The sequence below is a fragment of the Pseudoflavonifractor sp. An176 genome (genome assembly GCF_002160435.1).
In the GTDB taxonomy this organism is placed as follows: domain Bacteria; phylum Bacillota; class Clostridia; order Oscillospirales; family Oscillospiraceae; genus Enterenecus; species Enterenecus faecium.
Genome location: NZ_NFKO01000002.1, coordinates 191,003 through 209,649, shown reverse-complemented (window position 1 = coordinate 209,649; position 18,647 = coordinate 191,003). Strand labels below are relative to the sequence as shown.

Genomic DNA, 18,647 nt, shown 5'->3' with positions numbered 1-18,647 from the left:
TCTCGCCCACGATGGAGGAGGCAACTTTTTTGTTTTTCACGACACCGGAAAATCATCTCTGGGAATTTTGAAAAATAGGGTTGACAAATGTCCATCCCCGTGGTAAGATAATCAAGCTTTTGAGCCTCGCCTCTGCCACGAAGGCACGACAGGAATGCTGGTGTAGCTCAGTTGGTAGAGCAGCTGATTCGTAATCAGCAGGTCGCGTGTTCAAGTCACGTCACCAGCTCCAAAAGCTTTTCATATGCGGCTGTAGCTCAGCTGGATAGAGTGTTTGGCTACGAACCAAAAGGTCGGGGGTTCGAATCCCTCCAGCCGTACCAAGAATCTCGAATGCGATTGCATTCGAGATTCTTGTTTTTTCATCCCATTCAGAAGGTGAAGGTGGATCATATGAATCACGAAATGGGGCTGTACCCCGAAAATTTTGAAACCGTCAAATCCGGGCAAAAGCGTCGGAAGTACCGTTTATATGATGAGAAACGGCAAAACATCCGCCCCGGAGACACCATCACATTTTATAACACGGAGTCCAACAAACGGGTCACCGTACTGGTGGAAAGCCTGCACATTTATGGAGACTTCAAAACCTGCTATCAGGATTTCTGGGAAGAGGATTTTGCAGACCGAGGAATTACGGTGGAACAACTGGTTCAAGACACCTATCGGGGCTGGTGGTCCAAGGAGAAGGAAGAAACATACGGCTGTGTGGTAATCAAGTTCAAGCCACTGTAAGTTCTCGAAGCTCAATGGCAAGCTCTTTGCAAAGGCATCTGTTTTTTCAGATGCCTTTTTTGTCGTTTTCGTACCTCATCTTGGCAGTCCCGCCCTGTTTCACCCTGTGTTTCACTTCACTTTTTTGGGATTGATGGCATACTTTTTTGCAATTACGAATTGCATCTTGCTGCTATTTCGTGTATAATAGGCCGAATATATAAGTAGAAGTAACATGAGGAGTGAGAAATTTGAAATTACTGGTGAAAGGTGGACATGTGGTTGACCCCTCCACCGGCCTGAATCAAATCTGTGATATATTGATTGACAACGGACGGATTTCCGCTGTGGGCGAATCCCTGACCACCCCCGAGGAGCACTGCTCCACACTGGACGCCAGCGGTCTGGTGGTTGCCCCCGGCCTGGTGGACCTCCACGTCCACCTGCGAGAGCCCGGCCAGGAAGATAAAGAGACCATTGCCACCGGGTGCGCTGCCGCCGCCCGTGGCGGCGTGACCACCCTGGTGGCCATGCCCAACACCCGCCCTGCTACCGACTGCCCCGAAGTGGTCGCCCTGGTGAAGGAGAAGGCCGCCCACACGGGTATCCACGTCTATCCCGCTGGCGCTGTCACCCAGGGCCAGAAGGGCGAAGCTCTCACCGACTTCCAGGCCCTTTGGAAAGCGGGCGTACCCGCCTTCACCGACGACGGCGTACCCGTCCAGAACCTGGCTCTGCTGCGCCAGGCCATGCAGCAGGCCCGCACCTTGGGTCTGCCCATTCTGGACCACTGCGAAGATAAGGACATGGTGCGCAACTACGCCGTCAATGAGGGTGTGGTCTCCCGCCAGTTGGGCCTCCCCGGTCGCCCCGCCATCGCCGAGGAATTGCAGGTGATGCGGGATGTGATGCTGGCCAAGGAAACCGGAGCCCGGGTGCACATCTGCCACATCTCCACTGCTGGCACTGTGAACATCATCCGCCGAGCCAAGGCGGAGGGTGTGGCCGTCACCTGTGAGACCTGCCCCCAGTACTTCATTCTCACCGAGGAAGAGGTGCTGCGCCAGGGCACCATGGCCCGAGTCAATCCCCCGCTGAGAACGGCAGCGGACCGGGCCGCCATTCTGGAGGGCCTGAAGGACGGCACCATTGATGCCATTGTCACCGACCACGCCCCCCATTGCGCCTGGGAAAAGGCCCAGCCTCTGGAGAAAGCCCCCAGTGGCATGGTGGGTCTGGAGACCTCTCTGGGCCTCGCCCTCACCTACCTCTATCATGCCGGGCACATGTCCCTGATGAAGGTGATCGACCGCATGAGCACCACCCCTGCCTCCCTGCTCCGGCTGCCCGGCGGCACCCTCCAGGAGGGCCGTCCTGCGGATTTGGTGCTCTTCGACCCCGACCAGGTCTGGACGGTGAACCGGGACACCTTCGCATCCAAGGGCCGTAACACCCCCTTCCACGGTTTCCAGCTGAAAGGCAAAGTGAAATACACCATTTCGATGGGTCAGATCATTTATCAGGAGGATGAAAGAGATGTCATTTGATGTTTTGCAGGAAAAGATCCGTGAGAAAGCCAACCCCACCGTGGCCGGTCTGGACGCCCGTGTGGAGTACATTCCCCCTCACATTCTGAAAAAGCACACCGACCGTCTGGGCGAGACCCTGGAAGCCGCCGCTGAGGCGGTGGCCGAGTTCGACTGCGGTCTCATTGACGCCCTCTGTGACGTGGTCCCCGCCGTCAAGCCCCAGGCCGCCTATTTTGAGATGCTGGGCTGGCGTGGCATGAAGGTGATGGAGGACGTGATGGCCTACGCCAAGAGCAAGGGTCTGTACGTCATCGCCGACATCAAGCGGGGCGACATCGGCACCACCGCCACCGCCTACGCCGAGGGCTGGCTGGGCACCACCCAGGTGGGCAGCGCCAACCTCTCCGCCTTCGACGCCGACTGTGTAACCCTCAACGGCTACATGGGCTCTGACGCCATCAAGCCCTTCCTCAAGGAGTGCGTGGCCCGCAACAAGTCCGCCTTCGTGCTGGCCAAGACCTCCAATCCCTCCTCTGTGGAGCTCCAGGACATGGTGGCCGGTGACCGTGTGGTGTACACCGTCATGGGCGACCTCATCGAGCGCTGGGGCAAGGACACCGAGGGTGCCTGCGGCTATCAGGCTCTGGGCGCTGTGGTGGGCGCCACTCACCCCTCCGTGCTCAAGGAACTGCGCCGCCGTCTGCCCAAAACTTTCTTCCTGGTCCCCGGCTACGGCGCTCAGGGCGGCACTGCCGAGGACGTGCGCAACGCCTTTGACGAGCTGGGCCGCGGCGCCATCATCAACGCCTCCCGCTCCATCATGTGCGCCTGGAAAAAGACCGACAACAACGGTCTGGACTACCAGGAGGCCGCTCGTGCCGCCGCTGAGAAGATGCGGGATGAGCTGAAGGAATACATCACCGTGCGCTAAGCCAAGAGAGGGAGAGAGATATGACTGTAGAACAACGCTGCACCATCGTGGAGGCCGTACACCTCCCCTCCGGTGGTGTGTCCATGACCTTCCAGAGCCACGGCATGGCCGCCCAGATCACCCGTCCCGGACAGTTTGTCCACGTGCGCTGTGGGGAAGGTCTGCTGCTGCGCCGCCCCATCTCCATTTGCAGCTGGTCTGTGGAAGGAGACCTCATCCGCATGGTCTTTGAGGCCCGGGGTGAGGGCACCCGCTGGCTGGCTCAGCGCCAGGTGGGCGAAGAGCTGGATGTGCTGGGCCCCCTGGGCCACGGCTTCCAGATGGAGCCCCAGGGCCGCTACCTGCTGGTGGGCGGCGGCATCGGCGTGCCTCCCATGCTGGGCTGCGCCAAGCACGCCGGAGTAAACAACACCGCCATTCTGGGCTTCCGCTCCCAGGGCAACGCCATGCTGGTGGAGGAGTTTGCCACCTGCTGCGGCCAGGTGCGCGTGGCCACCGACGACGGCTCCATGGGCCACCACGGTTTTGTGGACGCCCTGGTGCGGGAGGAGCTGGAGCGCAATTCCGACTACACCGCCGTGCTGGCCTGCGGTCCCAAGCCCATGCTCCGCTCGGTAGCCAAGGTGGCTGAGGCCATGGGCGTGCCCTGCCAGGTCTCCATGGAGGAGCGTATGGGCTGCGGCGTGGGTGCCTGCCTGGTCTGCGCCTGCAAGAGCGCGGACGGACACCAGAAGCACGTGTGTAAAGACGGACCTGTATTTGACTCCAAGGAGGTGTCCTGGGATGACTGAACCCTGCATGAAGGTCAATTTGGCCGGTGTGGAACTGAAAAACCCCGTTGTGGTGGCCTCCGGTACCTTCGGCTTCGGCCGGGAGTACGGCCAGTTCTACGATCTGTCCGAGCTGGGCGGCATCTGTGTCAAGGGCCTCACCGCCCAACGCCGGGAGGGCAATCCCGCCCCCCGCATTGCAGAGACCCCCATGGGCATTCTCAACTCCGTGGGCCTGCAAAACCCCGGCGTGGACGCCTTTATCGCCGAAGAGCTGCCCTTCCTGCGTCAGTATGACGTGAAGGTCATCGCCAACATCTCCGGCAACACCCCCGAGGAGTACGGCGAGATGTGCGAGAAGCTGTCTGCCGCTGGCGTAGATATGATCGAGGTGAACATCTCCTGCCCCAACGTCAAGGCCGGCGGGCTGGCCTACGGCACCAAGCCCGAGCTGGCCGCTGAGGTCACCCACATGGCCAAGTCCCACTCCACCGTCCCCGTGATGGTGAAGCTCTCCCCCAATGTCACCGACATCACCGAGATCGCTCGGGCCGTGGCAGACGCTGGGGCCGACGCCCTCTCCCTGATCAACACCCTGCGTGGCATGCGCATTGACATCAACACCCGCCGCCCCATTCTGAAAATGAACACCGGTGGTCTGTCCGGCCCCGCCGTGCTCCCCGTGGCCGTGCGCATGGTCTGGGAAGTGGCCCAGGCTGTGAATCTGCCCATTCTGGGCATGGGCGGCGTGTCCAAGGCCGACGATGCCGCCCAGCTGATGCTGGCCGGCGCCTCCGCTGTGGCGGTGGGCACCGCCTGCTTCGCTGACCCCTACACCCCTGTGAAGGTGCGGAACGGTCTGAAGGAGCTGGCCCAGGCGCAAGGCCTGGAGTCCATCGCCCAACTCACTGGCGGCGTGCGCCCCTGGTAATTTCCTGACGAGAGAAGAGAGAACAACCAACATGACCACAATTTATCTCATCCGTCATGCCCAGGCGGAGGGCAATCTGTACCGCCGTTGTCACGGCTGGTACGATGGCCTGCTCACTCCCCTGGGCTACCGTCAGGTTCAGGCCCTCGCCAAGCGTTTTGAAAACGTCCACGTGGACGCCGTCTACTCCAGCGACCTGACCCGCACCATGGATACCTCCAAGGCCATCTGTCTGTCCCGGGGCTTGCCGCTGTGTGTGGACGCGGACCTGCGGGAAGTGGGGGCAGGGTGCTGGGAAGACCACAGCTGGGGCGAGATTCTCCACGCCGAGCCGGAGAGCCTCCGCCAGTTCCTCCTCTGCGATCCCCAGTGGCACGTGGATGGCAGCGAGACCTTCCCCGGCGTCCAGGAGCGCATGATGTGCGCCATCACCAGCATTGCCGCCTCCCACCCCGATCAGACGGTGGCGGTATTCTCCCACGGCAGCGCCATCCGGGCCGGAATCTCCGGCTGGCTGGGCGTCCCTGTAGAGGAGATGGGCTACATGCCTCTGGGTGACAACACCTGTGTGGCCAAACTCCAGTTTCAGGACGACCAGGTGAATATCTGCTACTACAACGACAACAGCCACCTGGGTGATCTGGCCAACCGCATCCACCCCAAGGACAACTCTGGGTCCGACATGCTGGATGCCATGCGGCACAACAGTCTACGGTTCCGCCCCTTGCAGCTGCCCGAAGAGGAGGCCCTGTATCAGCAGGCTCGGGAAGAGGCCTGGATGACCAGCCACGGCACCATGGACCACTTTAACGGCGCCGCCTTCCTGGACGTGATGAAGAAAAATTCCGAGTACGCCCCGGAGAGTGTTCTGGTTGCTCTGCTGGGCGACGAGCCCGCCGGGATTCTGCAAATGGACTGGCAACAACAGGCAGAGGAGGGCGTGGGCCGCATTCCCTTCTTCTGTATGCTCCCCCCCTACCGTTCCAAGGGCCTGGGGGTACAGATGTTGGGCCAGGCCATCTCCTGCTACCGAAAGTTGGGCCGCAAGCGTCTTCTACTCCGCTGCGCGCCGGAGAACCAGCGGGCCAAGTCCTTCTATCTCCGCCATGACTTCCATAAGATTGGCGAAGAGCCCGGAGGCACCGGCGTGCTGGACACCATGGAAAAGTACATCAGCTATCAATAAGACAGAAAGCAGCTGCCAAGGCACCCCCCTGGCAGCTGCTTGTTTTATTTCATGGACTCGCTGGCCTCGTCTTTCATGCCGTTCATCTCATCTTGGGCCTTGTCGGCGGCATCGTCAATGCCCCGTTTCACGTCATCTACGCCCTGCTCCACGTCGTCTTTCACGTCGTCTACCCCGTTCTCCACGTCCTGCTTGATGTCGTCCAAGCCGTCCTCCACCCGCTCATCCGGGTCCGGGGTGGAATCCGGTGTGCCGTCGTTGTTTTCATCGTTGGTGCCTCCGGCTCCGCCCCCCTGATCGGCGTCGTTGGGCACCTGGGTGGCAGGCACCGCCTCAGGCGTTGTTTTCACCGGATCGTTGGACGAACATCCGGCAAATACAAACGTGGCCATTACCACCAACAAGAAAACAGATAGTCTGCGTTTCATATCCTCACACTCCTTTTCGTGATACTAGAAGTATGGGATAAAAATTGAAAAATAATTAAGAAATTTTTTCTTGCTTCCCAGCTATCTGTGTAGTATCATGAGAAAAAGCTCATCCTATGAGCGTCACTTAAAGGAGGTAACAATATGGAACTCAAGGGAAGCAAGACCGAGGCCAATCTGTGGGCAGCATTTGCCGGTGAGAGCCAGGCACGCAACAAATACACCTACTTCGCCAGCAAGGCAAAGAAGGAGGGTTATGAGCAGATCTCCGCTCTGTTTACCGAGACTGCCAACAACGAGAAGGAGCACGCCAAGATCTGGTTCAAGGAGCTGGGCGGCATTGGTAACACCCGTGAAAACCTGAAGGCTGCCGCCGAGGGTGAGAACTACGAGTGGGTGACCATGTATAAGGAGATGGCCGAGACCGCCCGTGAGGAGGGCTTCGACCGCATCGCCGCTCTGTTCGAAGGGGTCGCCGTCATCGAGAAGGAGCACGAGGAGCGCTACCTGAAGCTGCTGGCCAACCTGGAGAACGACATGGTCTTCTCCGCCGGTGAGCAGACCGTGTGGATCTGCCGCAACTGCGGCCACGTCCACGTGGGCAACGATGCTCCCCAGGTCTGCCCCGTGTGCGCTCATCCCCAGGCCTACTTTGAGCGCCGCTGCATGAACTACTAATTGATCCGTCAATTGCAAAAATTCCCCTGTGCTTTGCAGCACAGGGGAATTTTTTGTCCGTAACATCAAGCTTCCGGCTTGATGAGATACTCCTCCAGGTCCACGGGGGTGGCGTCGGACCACAGGCGCTCCAGCGCGTAGAACTCCCGGGCCTCCTCGGTAAACACGTGGACCACAATGGCGGAGTAGTCCAGCAGGGTCCACTGGCCGCCCCGGTGCCCCTCCACGTGGTGGGGCTCCTCCCCTGCCTTGGTCATGGCGTCCTCCACAGCATCGGACAGAGCCTTGACCTGGGTGTTGGAGGTACCGGTGCAGATGACGAAGTAATCGGCCAGGGTGGTCTGGTCGGCGGTGTAGAGCACCTTAATGTCCTTGCCCTTCTTGGCGTCCAGGGCCCGAACGGCCAGTGCGATCATTTCCTTTGAAGTTAACAATGATATTTCTCCTTTCACAGACACCCCTCAGGGGTGTCCGGTTCTCAAGTTTCTTTCAGCCAGTTGTAGGCCTCCAGGGTATTGCAGTGAATGGGCTGGTTGCGCTCCCGCATGTCCTCCATGGACATCTCCACGCCCATGAGCATGGCCGCCTTCAAGTCCCGGTAGGCCAGCTCTCGCATCTTCTCCACACCCTCAAAGACCCGGTTGGGCTCGATATAGTCGGCCATGTAGAGAATCATCTCTTCCAGGGTCATGTTGGCCCGCCCGGTGGTGTGGTAGGAGATGGCCTGGACCACAGCCTGCTCCTGCCCAAAGACATGCTGGGCCAGGGCCGCCCCGCTCTTGGAGTGAAGCAGCTTTTCCGATCTGCGCTCCATCTCGTCCAAGGGGAACCCATACCGGTCACAGATGGCCAGGTGCTGCTCCAGGGGGAAATACTTGGTGCAGTCGTGGAGAATCCCCGCCCGGCGCATCTGATCCACATCGGCGCCCCAGCGGCGTGCCAGCTGCACCGCCTCCTCCTCGGTTCCCTTGATGTGGGCCAGGCGCTTGGCCTTGACCATGGAGTTGGACACGCACCGCAGTTCCTCCACCGACAGTTGGGCCAGATTGGCATGGGTGTGATAGAGGTGCTCCCGCAGGATATAGCCGTATACCTGCTGGGAGAGATGTTGCATCCCCTCACCCTGGGGCAGCTGGCTGCGAATCTGGGTGGAGGAGACCTCCCGCAGATCGGGAATCTCAATCACCTGAACCCGGGCGTTATAGCGCTGGGTCAGGGTTGCACAATGGGTATGGCAGCGGTCCATGTCCTCCCGGGTGCGGGCAAAGGCACAGATGCCCGCCAGTTCCATGATACGCCGGGGAAGATGCCAGTCCTCCAGGGAGAGGAACATGTCCGAGCCCATAAGCAGCCACAGCTCATCCTCTGGCCACCGCTCCACTGCCTGCTCCAGGGTGTCCACGGTATAGCTCTTTCCCTCCCGCCTGAGCTCCACGTCCCATACCTCTGCCTTGGGACCCAGCTGGTCCGCTGTCATTGCGGTCATGGCCATGCGCTGCTGCGGGGTAGGGCTGCCGGGGGGCAGCTGCTTATGGGGAGGTTGACGGTTGGGCACCAACACCAGCCGGTCCAGGTTCAGGCTGTCTATGGCAGCCCGGGCTGCGGCCATGTGGCCCAGATGCGGGGGATTGAAGCTTCCGCCGTAAATGCCGATTCTCATCTTCCCATCACATTCCTTTCCCATTTGAATGATCTCTATGTCAACCGGAGTTTACTTGACCAATTTGATGCGCTTGTCCTTCTCCTTGCTGTGGGTCTCCCGGTACAGCACAAACTTGGTGCCGATGACCTGCACCACTTGGCTGCGGGTGGCACGAGCCAGCTCCTCGGCGCCCTCCCGGGCGGAGAGCATGGAGTTTTCCAGCACCTTACCCTTGATGAGCTCGCGAGCCTCCAAGGCGTCGTCCGCCTGGCGGATGAGGTTGTCTCCAATGCCGTCCTTGCCGATGTGCAGGATGGTGTCGATGTTGTTGGCCAGCCCACGCAGCTGGGCCCGTTGCTTGCTTGTCAAATCCATATTTGAACTCCTTTATTTGTTTAAATATTCTTTCAGCTTCTCCTGGAACAGGGCCAGAGCACGGCCCCGGTGGGAGATCTCATTTTTCTCCTCCGCCGTCAGCTGGGCAAAGGTCTTTTTCCGCTGGGGCAGGAAGAACACGGGGTCATACCCGAACCCGCCCTCGCCCTGGGGCGCATAGGCGATGGTGCCGGGGCACTCCCCCCGGGCGGTGATCACGTCCCCATTCGGAAAACAGCAGGTGATCACCGAGACGAATTTGGCGGTGCGGGGCGTCTGGCCCCGCATATTCTCCAGCAGCAGGCGGTACCGACCCGCATCGTCCAGACCAGGTCCGCCGTACCGGGCGGAGTACACCCCGGGGGCTCCCCCCAGAGCGTCCACACACAGGCCCGAGTCATCGGCGATGGCGGGCATTCCTGTGGCCTCCATCACCGCTTTTGCCTTGAGCAGGGAGTTGTCCTCAAAGGTCTCCCCGGTCTCCTCCACGTCTACATGGACCCCCAGCTGGGACTGGAGGCACACCTCAATGCTCAGCTGAGAGAGAATGTCGTTCATCTCTTTGAGTTTTTTCTCATTTTGGCTGGCCAATACCAATTTCATGCCTCAACCCTCCAAAATCTCTTTCTGACGTGCAATGAGCTCCTCAATGCCCTTCTGACACAGAGCCACCAGCTGCTGCTGCTCGGCAATGGTGAACGCCCGGCCCTCTCCGGTACCCTGCAGCTCCACCAGCTCGCCCTGCTCGTTCATCACACAGTTCAGGTCCACCATGGCCGAGGAGTCCTCCTCATAGCACAGGTCCAGCATGGGCACGTTGTCCACGATGCCCGCAGAGATGGCGGCCACATAGTGTTTTACGGGAGAGGCGGGCAGCACTCCGTCGGCCACCAGCTTGTTGCACGCCATGGCCAGGGCCAAAAAGCCGCCGGTGACGCTGGCGGTACGGGTGCCGCCGTCCCCCTGCAACACATCACAGTCCACGGTGATGGTCATGTCGGGCAGCATGGTCAAATCCACCGCAGCCCGAAGGGAACGGCCAATGAGCCGCTGAATCTCCGCCGAGCGGGGGGACAGCTTCAGCTTGGACACGTCCCGCCGGGACCGCTCCCGGTTGGCCCGGGGCAGCATGGAGTACTCCGCTGTCACCCAGCCGGTGCCCTCAGCCACGTGCCGAGGGGCAGTCATCTCCACGCTGGCGCAGCACAGCACCTTGGTGTTGCCACAGGTGATGAGGACGCTGCCCTCGGGGAATTTGACAAAATTGGTTTCAATGTGAATGTCTCTGAGCTGGTCCACCGCTCTTCCATCCAAACGAGTCATATCTTTCTCCTCCTTACATTTAACCCACAAGGCCCAGGTTCACGGCCTGAACCACGGCCACGCCAATGCCCAGCACAGCCAGGACAATTCCCACCATGCGGGCGGTGCGCACCGACTGCTCTGGCACGTCCTTCCGCTTCATACGACGCTGCAAATAGGGGCGGGGATTGACGGCATACCACACGCCGTACACTGCTACCAGCAGACTTACCATCAACCAAGTCATTACAGCAGCGCCTCCACAAACGCCTTGGCGTCAAAGGGCTGCAGGTCTCCCACCTGCTCGCCGACGCCCACGTACTTCACCGGCACCCCCAGCTCCTTGGCAATGGCGATGACGATGCCGCCCTTGGCGGTACCGTCCAGCTTGGTGAGGACAATGCCGGTAATGCCTGCGCTCTCCCCAAACTGTTTGGCCTGGATGAGGCCATTCTGTCCGGTGGTGGCATCCAGCACCAGCAGGGTCTCCCGGCTGGCGTCTGGGCACTCCCGGTCAATGACCCGGGAAATCTTATTCAGCTCGTTCATCAGGTTCTGCTTGTTGTGCAGACGTCCGGCGGTGTCCACCAGCACCACATCGGTCTTTCGGGCCTTGGCGGCGCTCATGGCATCATACACCACAGCGGCGGGGTCTGCCCCCTCGTGCTGCTTGATGATGTCCACCCCGGCCCGCTCCGACCAGATGGTGAGCTGATCGGCGGCAGCGGCCCGGAAGGTATCTCCGGCGCACAGCAGCACCCGCTTGCCCTCGCCCTTCCAGCGGGCGGCCAGCTTGCCAATGGAGGTGGTCTTGCCCACACCGTTGACACCGATGAACAGCACCACAGCGGGGGTGCGGCTCATATCCACCCGGGGGTCGCCCACCGTGAGGATTTCGGCCAGAATTTCCTTCATGCAGGCCTTGGCCCCATCGGTGTCCTTGATCTTATTGCGCTTGCAGCGCTGCTTGAGCTCCTCCACAGCCTCCATGGTGGTCTCCGCTCCCATGTCCGCCATGACCAGAGACTCCTCCAACTCATCGTAGAAGTCGTCATCCAGTTTGGAAAAGCCATTGAAAATTCCGATCTTTCTGATTTTATCAAAAAAACCCATGTTTGGTCACCTCTTATGTTGTTTCTGGAATGATTTCCTGCGCCATCTCGTTGAGATTGATGGTGAGAATGCGGCTGACCCCCTGTTCCTGCATGGTCACGCCGTAGAGGACGTCCGCCTCCTCCATGGTGCCACGCCGGTGGGTGATAGCGATAAACTGGGTCCGGTCGCTCATCCGCCGCAGGTACTGGGCGTAGCGCACCACGTTGGCGTCGTCCAAGGCCGCCTCGATCTCGTCCATGACGCAGAAGGGAGTGGGCCTCACCTTCAAAATGGCAAAGTACAGGGCAATAGCCACAAAGGCCTTTTCACCGCCGGAGAGCAAGCTGATGATCTTCAGCGCCTTGCCGGGGGGCTGGGCCTTGATCTCAATGCCGCAGCCCAGCACATCCTCCGGGTCCTCCAGCTCCAAGGTGGCCTTGCCGCCTCGAAACAGCTCTAAAAATGTCTCCTGGAAAGCCCGCTGAATCTCCTGGAACTTCTCCTGGAAGATGTCGGTCATTTCCCGGGTAATCTGGCGGATGATGCCCTCCAGTTCCCGCTTGGACCCGGACACGTCATCCCGCTGGTCGGTAAAGTAGCTGTACCGCTCAAAGACCCGCTGGTACTCCTCCACCGCATCGGGGTTGATGCTGCCCAGAGCGGAGATATTCCGTTTCAGCTCCCCAATGCGCCGTGTGGCCTTGGCGGCAGACTCCAGCTCCACCCGCTGACTGCGGGCCGCCTCGTGGGAGAGCTGGTAGTTCTCCCACAGCTTGTCCAGAATCTGGCCCTCCTCCATGGCCGCTGCCATGGACTTTTGCTCCAGCACGGACACTTCCCGCTCCATGGACAATAGGTCGTTGTTCTTCTCTCGGGCCTGCTTGTCCGCCTGGTTGCGCTTTCCCTCCAGCTCCAGCTTTTTCTGGTTGACGGAGGTGAGCTGTCCGCTCCAGGTCTCCCGCTGGCGCAGCAACGCCTGCACCTGGGTGTCCTGCTCCACCATCTGCTGGGCAATCTGTTGGTTCTGGGCCTGTAGCTGCTCCACCATGGCCTGACGGCCCGCAGTGTCCCCAGACAGGTCCTGCTGCAACTGCTCCAGCTGAGACAGGTTCACCTGCATGGCGTTCTGTTCGCCCTGGAGTCCTGCCAATTTGGCCCGCACCGCGGCCATGTCCTCGCTGCATTCCTCCAGCTGTTGCTGTAAGGTGCTCTGGCCCTGGGTCTTGTCCTGGGACTGGGCCTGGATGGCCGCCGCAGAGCCCTCCAGCTGGGTGATACGCTCCTTGGCCCGCTGGGCCGCCTGGGCGTTTTCCTCCCCACGCTGCTGCAAGGTCTCCCGCTCCTGGCGCAGGGTGGCGCACCGCTGCTCCACCTGTTGGAGCTGCTGCTGGTGGTGCTCCAGCTGCTGGGAATGGGTGAGCACAGCGTCCTCCGCCTGCCGCAGCTGAGAGGCTGCGTTGTCCAATTCGTATTGCGCCGCCGCTTGCTCCCGCTGAACCTGGGCCAACTGCTCTTTGGACCCCGCCATCTCCTGCTCCAAGGCGGTCATCTGGCCCCGCAGCCGCTGCAGCTCGTTGGCCCGGGAGAGAATGCCCGCAGACCGGGAGGCAGAGCCGCCGGTCATAGAGCCGCCGGCGTTGAGAACTTGGCCGTCCAGGGTGACAATGCGGAAGCGGTGTCCATACCGCCGGGCCATGGCCATGGCCTGGTCCAAATCCTGGGCGATGACGATGCGCCCCAGCAGATTGGACATCACAGTTTGATAATCCTCATGGTATCCGATGAGCTCGTTGGCCATGCCCACGTACCCGGGCTGGGACTCCAGCCCCGTCTCCCGGAGGGAACCCGGTCGCATGGTGTTCATGGGCAGGAAGGTGGCCCGGCCACCGTCCCGGCGTTTGAGCCAGCCGATGGCCTGCTTGGCGTCCTGGTCCCGCTCCACCACCACGTGCTGCATGGCACCGCCCAAGGCGATTTCAATGGCCACAGCATAGGCATCGGGCACATGGATGAGCCCCGCCACCGGGCCGCGAATTCCCGACAAGCCGCCCCGTTTGGCCTCGCCCATGAGCAGCTTGACGGATTTGGAATATCCTTCGTAGAATTTCTCCATTTCGGAGAGCATGTGGATGCGGGACTGGAGGTTGTTGTGGTCCATCTCCAGGCGGCGGTGGGTCTCCATAACCTGCTGGACCTTCCGCTGCCGGGTTTGCAGCCGCATCTGGTAACCTGCCAAGGTGTTGGACACCCCGTCCCGCTCCTCCACCAGCTTGTCCAGCTGGCCTTGGAGGCGTCCGTGTTCCTCCTCCATGTGTCGCTTCTGGGCCTCCTGCTCCAAAAGCTCCCGGGCCACGCTCTCCTCCCGGTCCATCAGCTCCTGCCCCGCCGCAGACAGGGCGGACAACAGGGCCTTGGCCTCTCCGGCGGATGCCTGTTCCAGCCGCTCCTGTTCCCGCAGCTGGGCCAGCTCCTGGTCCAGACCGCCCACCGAGTCCATGAGGTGGCGGATTTTCTCCTCCAGCTGCTCCAGCTGGGCCTGGCAGTCCGCCATGGCCCGCTCCACTTGCTCCAAGCGTTCCCGGCGCTGCTGCACCTGCTGAGCCAGAGAACCGGCCCGGCCCGCCTGCTGCTCCAGCTCGTCCTGAATGCGCTGGATGTTGTCCGTGTTGTTCTTCTGATCTCGGCGCAGCAGCTCCAACTGACTCTGTCCCTGGTGCACCTGCTGCTCCAGGTCGCTCTGGGCCCGCCGAATCTCCTCGGCCTGCACCTCATGCTGCTGCATCTGCTGGGCATAGCCTTCCGCTTGCTGGTAGAGTCCCTCCAGCTCCTGCCGCAGGGCCTCCCGGTGGGCGGTGGCGGTGTCCAGGGCCGCTTTCAGCTGGATGCTGCTGGCTCGCAGCTGCTCCAGCTGCTCCAGCCACAGGGAGATCTCCAGCCCCCGCAGCTCATCCCGCATCACCAGATATTTCTTGGTCTTCTCCGCCTGCACCCGCAGGGGCTCCACCTGAAGTTCCAGCTCGCCGATTTTGTCGTTGATGCGCACCAGGTTTTCCTCGGTGCGCTGGAGCTTCCGCTCCGCCTCCTCCTTGCGGTGGCGGTACTTGGAGATGCCCGCCGCCTCTTCAAAGACCTCACGCCGATCCGAGCTCTTCACCGACAGAATCTCGTCGATCTTGCCCTGGCCGATGATGGAATAGCCCTCCCGGCCCAGACCGGTATCCATAAACAGCTCATTGATATCCCGCAGGCGGCAGGAACGGCGGTTGATGTAGTACTCACTCTCTCCGGAGCGGTAGTACCGCCGGGTCACCGCCACCTCCTGCTCCTCCAGGTCCAGCAGGTGCTGGCTGTTGTCCAGCACCAGCGTCACCTCTGCAAACCCCAGGCTCTTGCGCTTGGCGGTGCCGTCAAAGATGACATCCTCCATCTTGTTGCCCCGGAGGGTACGGGTGGACTGCTCCCCCATCACCCACCGAATGGCGTCGGCAATATTGGATTTTCCCGATCCGTTGGGGCCTACAATCACGGTGATATCGGCGCCAAAGGTCAACACCGTCTTCTCCGGAAAGGACTTAAACCCCTGAATCTCCAGCGCTTTTAAATACAATCCTCGCACCTCGCATAAAAGGTCTGCTTCGCGTCCTGCCCAATCCATGGATTCGCAAGACAATACGTATTGATTGTATCATTATTCCCCCCTTGTTGCAACCGTTTCCCCCGTTTTTTCTATTCCACGCAAAAGGGGTGGCCCCACCGGGCCACCCCTTTTTGTCTACAAATTACCGTGCGCCGTTGAATTCGTCGTAGAACCGATCGTGCACCACCTGCACCGCCCGGTCGGCATCGCAGCTATCCACCAGCACAGAGACCTTGATCTCACTGGTGGAAATCATATTGATGTTGATGCCCGCATTGAACAGAGCCTCGAACATGGTGGCAGCCACGCCGGGGTTGTTGATCATGCCAGCGCCCACGATGGACACCTTGGCGATGTTGTCCGAGACGTCGATGTGGTCGAAGGCGATCACATCCCGATTCTCCTCCAGCAGCTTCTGGGCCAGCTCCATGTCGCTCTTGGCCACGGTGAAGCTGATATCCTTGGTCTCGCTGCGGCCAATGGACTGGAGAATGATGTCCACGTTGACGTTGTTCCGGGCCAGCAGAGAGAAGATTTTAAAGGCGATACCCGGGGTGTCCTCCAGGCCCACCAGAGCCAGACGGGCAATGTTCTTATCCTTGGCCACACCGCTGATATGAGACTTTTCCATGCGCTTGACTACCTCCTTGACTTTTGTACCGGGTGCATCGGTGAAACTGGAGAGCACCTCCAGCCTGACGTCATAGCGTTTGGCCATTTCCACCGAGCGGTTGTGCAGGACCTGAGCGCCCAGGGACGCCAGCTCCAGCATCTCTTCGTAAGTAATTTCTTCCAGCTTCCGGGCGTTGGGCACCAGGCGGGGATCGGCGGTGTATACGCCGTCCACGTCGGTGTAGATCTGGCACAGGTCGGCGTGGAGCACAGCCGCCAGAGCCACCGCCGAGGTGTCCGAACCGCCTCGGCCCAGGGTGGTGATATCCCCGTGCTTGTTCAGGCCCTGGAAGCCGGTGACGATGACAATGCGCCGCTTGTCCAGCTCCTCCAGAATGCGGTCGGGCTTCACCCGCTTGATGCGGGCGTTGGTATAGCCGGAATTGGTGTGGAATCCTGCCTGCCAGCCGGTGAGGGACACCACGGGGCAGCCCATTTTCTCGATGGCCATGGCGCACAAGGCGCAGGAAATCTGCTCGCCGGTGGACAGGAGCATATCCATCTCTCGGCGAGAGGGGTCGGGATTGAGCTCTAGAGCTTTCTCAATGAGATCGTCCGTGGTGTCTCCCTGGGCGGAGAGCACCACCACCACATTGTTTCCCTTTTTGTATGCGTCGGTGATGATGCGGGCCACATTGCGCACACGCTCCGCATTTGCCACCGAGGAACCTCCAAATTTTTGTACGATTAATGCCATTGCACATTCAATCCTTTCGGGCTGTATTCTGCCCTATACTATGCCGATCTGGCGGGTCAGTTGAGCACGCGGATGAGGGAGAGTACCTCCATCCCCTCCAGCTTGAAGCGAAGCTGCTGCTCCGTCATAGCCTGCTCGGTGATACCGGCGGTCTCACCGGCTGCCGCCCCGCTGCGAGCAAGCAGCTTGATCTCGCCCACGTGGGTGCGAAGAGCGTCCGCCCCTGCCTGAACCCGCACGTAAAAGCGGCTGTCCAGCTCGTCGGTGCCGCACAGCGTCTGGTCATCGCCCTGCTCCCAGGTGATGGGAGGACGAGCACCCTTAGAGCGGGCAATGTCCATCACATCCGCCACCACAGCGGAGGCGGTGGGCAGCTTGCCAGCGCCGGGGCCGTAGAACATGACCTCGCCCACAGCGTCTCCTTTCACCAGCACCGCATTGAATACATCCTCTACGCCTGCCAGGGGGTGGCTGCCATCCACCAGATGGGGCGCCACATAGGCACACACCCGTCCGTCCGGCTGGCGTAGCGCCCGGCCCAGCAGCTTGATCTTCTTGCCTGCACCGTCGGCATAGTCCACATCCGCCAGGGTGATACCAGTGATGCCTTCGGTGGGCACCAGCTGGGGGTCCACATTCTTGCCGAAAGACAGATCCGCCAAAATGCAGATTTTCCGGCAGGCGTCATAGCCCAGGATGTCCGCCGACGGGTCCCGCTCGGCATATCCATTCTCCTGGGCCTCCTTCAAGGCCGCCTCAAAGGAGAGCCCCGCCCCGATCATCCGAGTGAGGATATAGTTGGTGGTGCCGTTGAGGATGCCGCAGACCTCTTCCATCTGGTTGGCCGCCAGACACATGGTCAAGGGGCGAATGATGGGAATGCCACCGCCCACGCTGGCCTCAAAGAGGTAGCACACGCCCTTCTCCTGAGCCAGTCGGGTGAGCTCCAGCCCGTGACAGGCCACCAGCTCCTTGTTGGAGGTCACCACGTGCTTGCCTGCGCTCAGAGCCCGCTGGGTGAAGTTCAAAGCCACCGTGGCTCCGCCGATGGTCTCCACCACCACGGATACCTCCGGGTCCTCCTCGATCACCGAAAAGTCCTTCACAAAGGTACCGCCATAGGGCGACTGGTCAAAGTCCCGCACGTCCAGGATGTACTTGACCTGTACCTCGTCCCCTACACTGCGGGCGATGGCATCTTTATTTTGACACAGCACCTGAGCCACTCCGGACCCCACGGTGCCGTAGCCCAAGATCGCTACTTTTACCATGTTGTTCACCTCGTTCACTTGTCTTATCCGGCCAACACTTCACAACGCAGCACTTCCGGCAAATCCCGCAAGGTGGCCAGCAGATCTTCCAGCTCCATGCTCAATCCCGAAGTCTCCAGACCCAGGGTCACCGCCGCAGACTCGCCGCCCGGGATGGCCTGATTGATGGTGAGGACATTGCCCCCCCAATCTGCAAACATATTCAGCACGCCAGAAAGTGCTCCCGGCCGATTGCGCAGCAGGATCTGGATGGTGACAATCCGACCGTGGAGCATATCCCGAAACGGACGCACCGCATCCTTATATTTGTAAAACGCACTGCGGCTGATGCCCACCCGCTGGGTGGCAGCATTCACCGTCTGTGCCTCGCCGGTCTCCAGCAACCGCTTGGCCTCCGCCACCTTCAAATAGATCTCCGGCAATGCGGATGCCTCCACAATGAAATACCTGGGTCTCTGCGACATACATGGATCCTCCTTTTGCTAAGCACATCGCTAATGTCTTTCCATTGTGGTCTATTGTATCACGCAGATGGACAGATGGCAATTTTCTTTTCCTGACATTTTGCACAAAATTATTCCATATGTTTACATGTTTTTGCACGCAATGAGAAAACATGCACAAACAGACTGCCAAAAGCCTCATGCCGATGTAAGAAGAATAGCTGATCTTGCATATATAAAAGGCCCTCGGCAAAGTTTTCCCGCCCGTGGGGGCGGGAAAATCAATCAAAATCCGTTTTTTCCGGGGACATGCGCATCGGAAAAAAACACTTCTCAGCCCGCCAGT

The 18,647-nt window shown here is 60.3% G+C and carries 19 protein-coding genes and 2 tRNA genes; 9 read left to right on the top strand and 12 right to left on the bottom strand.

Annotation, left to right across the window (positions count from 1 at the left end; translation table 11 throughout):
- Positions 1-156: 156 nt before the first annotated feature.
- The 8 genes from B5F12_RS02475 (at position 157) to B5F12_RS02440 (ending at position 6,061) form a co-directional block, all read left to right on the top strand.
- Positions 157-232 (top strand) — tRNA-Thr (locus B5F12_RS02475).
- 14 nt (positions 233-246) lie between these two features.
- Positions 247-323, top strand: a tRNA-Arg gene (locus B5F12_RS02470).
- Between the two features lie 70 nt (positions 324-393).
- Complete coding sequence (locus B5F12_RS02465; protein ID WP_087229746.1) at positions 394-735, top strand: ASCH domain-containing protein; 342 nt, start codon at positions 394-396, stop codon at positions 733-735.
- Between the two features lie 230 nt (positions 736-965).
- On the top strand, positions 966-2,261 hold the full coding sequence (locus B5F12_RS02460; RefSeq protein WP_087229743.1) for a dihydroorotase: 1,296 nt from the start codon (positions 966-968) through the stop codon (positions 2,259-2,261).
- Positions 2,251-3,174, top strand: coding sequence for an orotidine-5'-phosphate decarboxylase (pyrF, locus tag B5F12_RS02455; protein WP_087229740.1), 924 nt, complete (start codon positions 2,251-2,253; stop codon positions 3,172-3,174). The genes B5F12_RS02460 and pyrF overlap by 11 nt, the downstream gene beginning before the upstream one ends.
- Before the next feature lie 20 nt (positions 3,175-3,194).
- Entirely contained in the window at positions 3,195-3,965 is a 771-nt protein-coding gene (locus tag B5F12_RS02450) for a dihydroorotate dehydrogenase electron transfer subunit (protein WP_087229736.1), read from the top strand.
- Entirely contained in the window at positions 3,958-4,875 is a 918-nt protein-coding gene (locus B5F12_RS02445) for a dihydroorotate dehydrogenase (RefSeq protein WP_087229733.1), read from the top strand. Before B5F12_RS02450 ends, B5F12_RS02445 begins: the two co-directional genes overlap by 8 nt.
- 31 nt (positions 4,876-4,906) lie before the next feature.
- Positions 4,907-6,061, top strand: a complete 1,155-nt coding sequence (locus B5F12_RS02440; protein WP_087229730.1) for a bifunctional histidine phosphatase family protein/GNAT family N-acetyltransferase — start codon at positions 4,907-4,909, stop codon at positions 6,059-6,061.
- Between the two features lie 44 nt (positions 6,062-6,105).
- On the opposite strand, the gene B5F12_RS02435 is transcribed toward B5F12_RS02440, so the two are convergent.
- Complete coding sequence (locus B5F12_RS02435) at positions 6,106-6,489, bottom strand: hypothetical protein (RefSeq protein ID WP_143482308.1); 384 nt, start codon at positions 6,487-6,489, stop codon at positions 6,106-6,108.
- 144 nt (positions 6,490-6,633) lie between these two features.
- Between B5F12_RS02435 and rbr the strand changes: the two genes are divergently transcribed.
- Positions 6,634-7,167, top strand: a complete 534-nt coding sequence (gene rbr, locus B5F12_RS02430) for a rubrerythrin (protein WP_087229723.1) — start codon at positions 6,634-6,636, stop codon at positions 7,165-7,167.
- A gap of 65 nt (positions 7,168-7,232) precedes the next feature.
- On the opposite strand, the gene rsfS is transcribed toward rbr, so the two are convergent.
- The 11 genes from rsfS to B5F12_RS02375 all read right to left on the bottom strand — a co-directional run bounded on the left by rsfS (position 7,233) and on the right by B5F12_RS02375 (position 18,322).
- Positions 7,233-7,583 (bottom strand): ribosome silencing factor, encoded by a 351-nt coding sequence (gene rsfS / locus B5F12_RS02425; RefSeq protein WP_087229719.1) that lies wholly within the window; start codon positions 7,581-7,583, stop codon positions 7,233-7,235.
- A 62-nt stretch (positions 7,584-7,645) separates the two neighbouring features.
- Positions 7,646-8,827 (bottom strand): bis(5'-nucleosyl)-tetraphosphatase (symmetrical) YqeK, encoded by a 1,182-nt coding sequence (gene yqeK / locus B5F12_RS02420; protein WP_087229716.1) that lies wholly within the window; start codon positions 8,825-8,827, stop codon positions 7,646-7,648.
- 51 nt (positions 8,828-8,878) lie between these two features.
- Complete coding sequence (yhbY, locus tag B5F12_RS02415) at positions 8,879-9,184, bottom strand: ribosome assembly RNA-binding protein YhbY (RefSeq protein WP_087229713.1); 306 nt, start codon at positions 9,182-9,184, stop codon at positions 8,879-8,881.
- Positions 9,185-9,196: 12 nt separating this feature from the next.
- Positions 9,197-9,787 (bottom strand): XTP/dITP diphosphatase, encoded by a 591-nt coding sequence (locus B5F12_RS02410; protein ID WP_087229710.1) that lies wholly within the window; start codon positions 9,785-9,787, stop codon positions 9,197-9,199.
- Between the two features lie 3 nt (positions 9,788-9,790).
- Entirely contained in the window at positions 9,791-10,507 is a 717-nt protein-coding gene (rph, locus tag B5F12_RS02405) for a ribonuclease PH (RefSeq protein ID WP_087229707.1), read from the bottom strand.
- Between the two features lie 19 nt (positions 10,508-10,526).
- The gene (locus B5F12_RS02400) at positions 10,527-10,733 is read right to left on the bottom strand and encodes a hypothetical protein (protein ID WP_087229704.1); all 207 of its coding nucleotides are present in this window, start codon (positions 10,731-10,733) and stop codon (positions 10,527-10,529) included.
- Positions 10,733-11,599 (bottom strand): signal recognition particle-docking protein FtsY, encoded by an 867-nt coding sequence (gene ftsY, locus B5F12_RS02395; protein WP_087229700.1) that lies wholly within the window; start codon positions 11,597-11,599, stop codon positions 10,733-10,735. The genes B5F12_RS02400 and ftsY overlap by 1 nt, the downstream gene beginning before the upstream one ends.
- Positions 11,600-11,612: 13 nt before the next feature.
- Positions 11,613-15,197: a chromosome segregation protein SMC gene (smc, locus tag B5F12_RS02390; RefSeq protein WP_087229697.1), complete on the bottom strand. Its 3,585-nt coding sequence runs from the start codon at positions 15,195-15,197 to the stop codon at positions 11,613-11,615.
- A gap of 163 nt (positions 15,198-15,360) precedes the next feature.
- The gene (locus B5F12_RS02385) at positions 15,361-16,587 is read right to left on the bottom strand and encodes an aspartate kinase (protein ID WP_087229694.1); all 1,227 of its coding nucleotides are present in this window, start codon (positions 16,585-16,587) and stop codon (positions 15,361-15,363) included.
- A 56-nt stretch (positions 16,588-16,643) separates the two neighbouring features.
- Positions 16,644-17,858 carry a homoserine dehydrogenase gene (locus B5F12_RS02380; RefSeq protein ID WP_087229822.1) on the bottom strand — a complete coding sequence of 405 codons (1,215 nt, stop codon included), beginning with the start codon at positions 17,856-17,858 and terminating at the stop codon, positions 16,644-16,646.
- A gap of 23 nt (positions 17,859-17,881) precedes the next feature.
- Positions 17,882-18,322: an ACT domain-containing protein gene (locus B5F12_RS02375; protein ID WP_087229691.1), complete on the bottom strand. Its 441-nt coding sequence runs from the start codon at positions 18,320-18,322 to the stop codon at positions 17,882-17,884.
- Between the last annotated feature and the right edge of the window lie 325 nt (positions 18,323-18,647).

Excerpts from the sequence above, each read along its gene's own strand:
- B5F12_RS02465 (WP_087229746.1), top strand. The coding sequence starts at position 394 with ATGAATCACGAAATGGGGCTGTACCCCGAAAATTTTGAAACCGTCAAA.
- pyrF (WP_087229740.1), top strand. The coding sequence starts at position 2,251 with ATGTCATTTGATGTTTTGCAGGAAAAGATCCGTGAGAAAGCCAACCCC.
- B5F12_RS02450 (WP_087229736.1), top strand. The coding sequence starts at position 3,195 with ATGACTGTAGAACAACGCTGCACCATCGTGGAGGCCGTACACCTCCCC.
- B5F12_RS02445 (WP_087229733.1), top strand. The coding sequence starts at position 3,958 with ATGACTGAACCCTGCATGAAGGTCAATTTGGCCGGTGTGGAACTGAAA.
- B5F12_RS02440 (WP_087229730.1), top strand. The coding sequence starts at position 4,907 with ATGACCACAATTTATCTCATCCGTCATGCCCAGGCGGAGGGCAATCTG.
- B5F12_RS02435 (WP_143482308.1), bottom strand. The coding sequence starts at position 6,489 with ATGAAACGCAGACTATCTGTTTTCTTGTTGGTGGTAATGGCCACGTTT.
- rbr (WP_087229723.1), top strand. The coding sequence starts at position 6,634 with ATGGAACTCAAGGGAAGCAAGACCGAGGCCAATCTGTGGGCAGCATTT.
- rsfS (WP_087229719.1), bottom strand. The coding sequence starts at position 7,583 with ATGATCGCACTGGCCGTTCGGGCCCTGGACGCCAAGAAGGGCAAGGAC.
- yqeK (WP_087229716.1), bottom strand. The coding sequence starts at position 8,827 with ATGAGAATCGGCATTTACGGCGGAAGCTTCAATCCCCCGCATCTGGGC.
- yhbY (WP_087229713.1), bottom strand. The coding sequence starts at position 9,184 with ATGGATTTGACAAGCAAGCAACGGGCCCAGCTGCGTGGGCTGGCCAAC.
- B5F12_RS02410 (WP_087229710.1), bottom strand. The coding sequence starts at position 9,787 with ATGAAATTGGTATTGGCCAGCCAAAATGAGAAAAAACTCAAAGAGATG.
- rph (WP_087229707.1), bottom strand. The coding sequence starts at position 10,507 with ATGACTCGTTTGGATGGAAGAGCGGTGGACCAGCTCAGAGACATTCAC.
- B5F12_RS02400 (WP_087229704.1), bottom strand. The coding sequence starts at position 10,733 with ATGACTTGGTTGATGGTAAGTCTGCTGGTAGCAGTGTACGGCGTGTGG.
- ftsY (WP_087229700.1), bottom strand. The coding sequence starts at position 11,599 with ATGGGTTTTTTTGATAAAATCAGAAAGATCGGAATTTTCAATGGCTTT.
- B5F12_RS02385 (WP_087229694.1), bottom strand. The coding sequence starts at position 16,587 with ATGGCATTAATCGTACAAAAATTTGGAGGTTCCTCGGTGGCAAATGCG.
- B5F12_RS02380 (WP_087229822.1), bottom strand. The coding sequence starts at position 17,858 with ATGGTAAAAGTAGCGATCTTGGGCTACGGCACCGTGGGGTCCGGAGTG.
- B5F12_RS02375 (WP_087229691.1), bottom strand. The coding sequence starts at position 18,322 with ATGTCGCAGAGACCCAGGTATTTCATTGTGGAGGCATCCGCATTGCCG.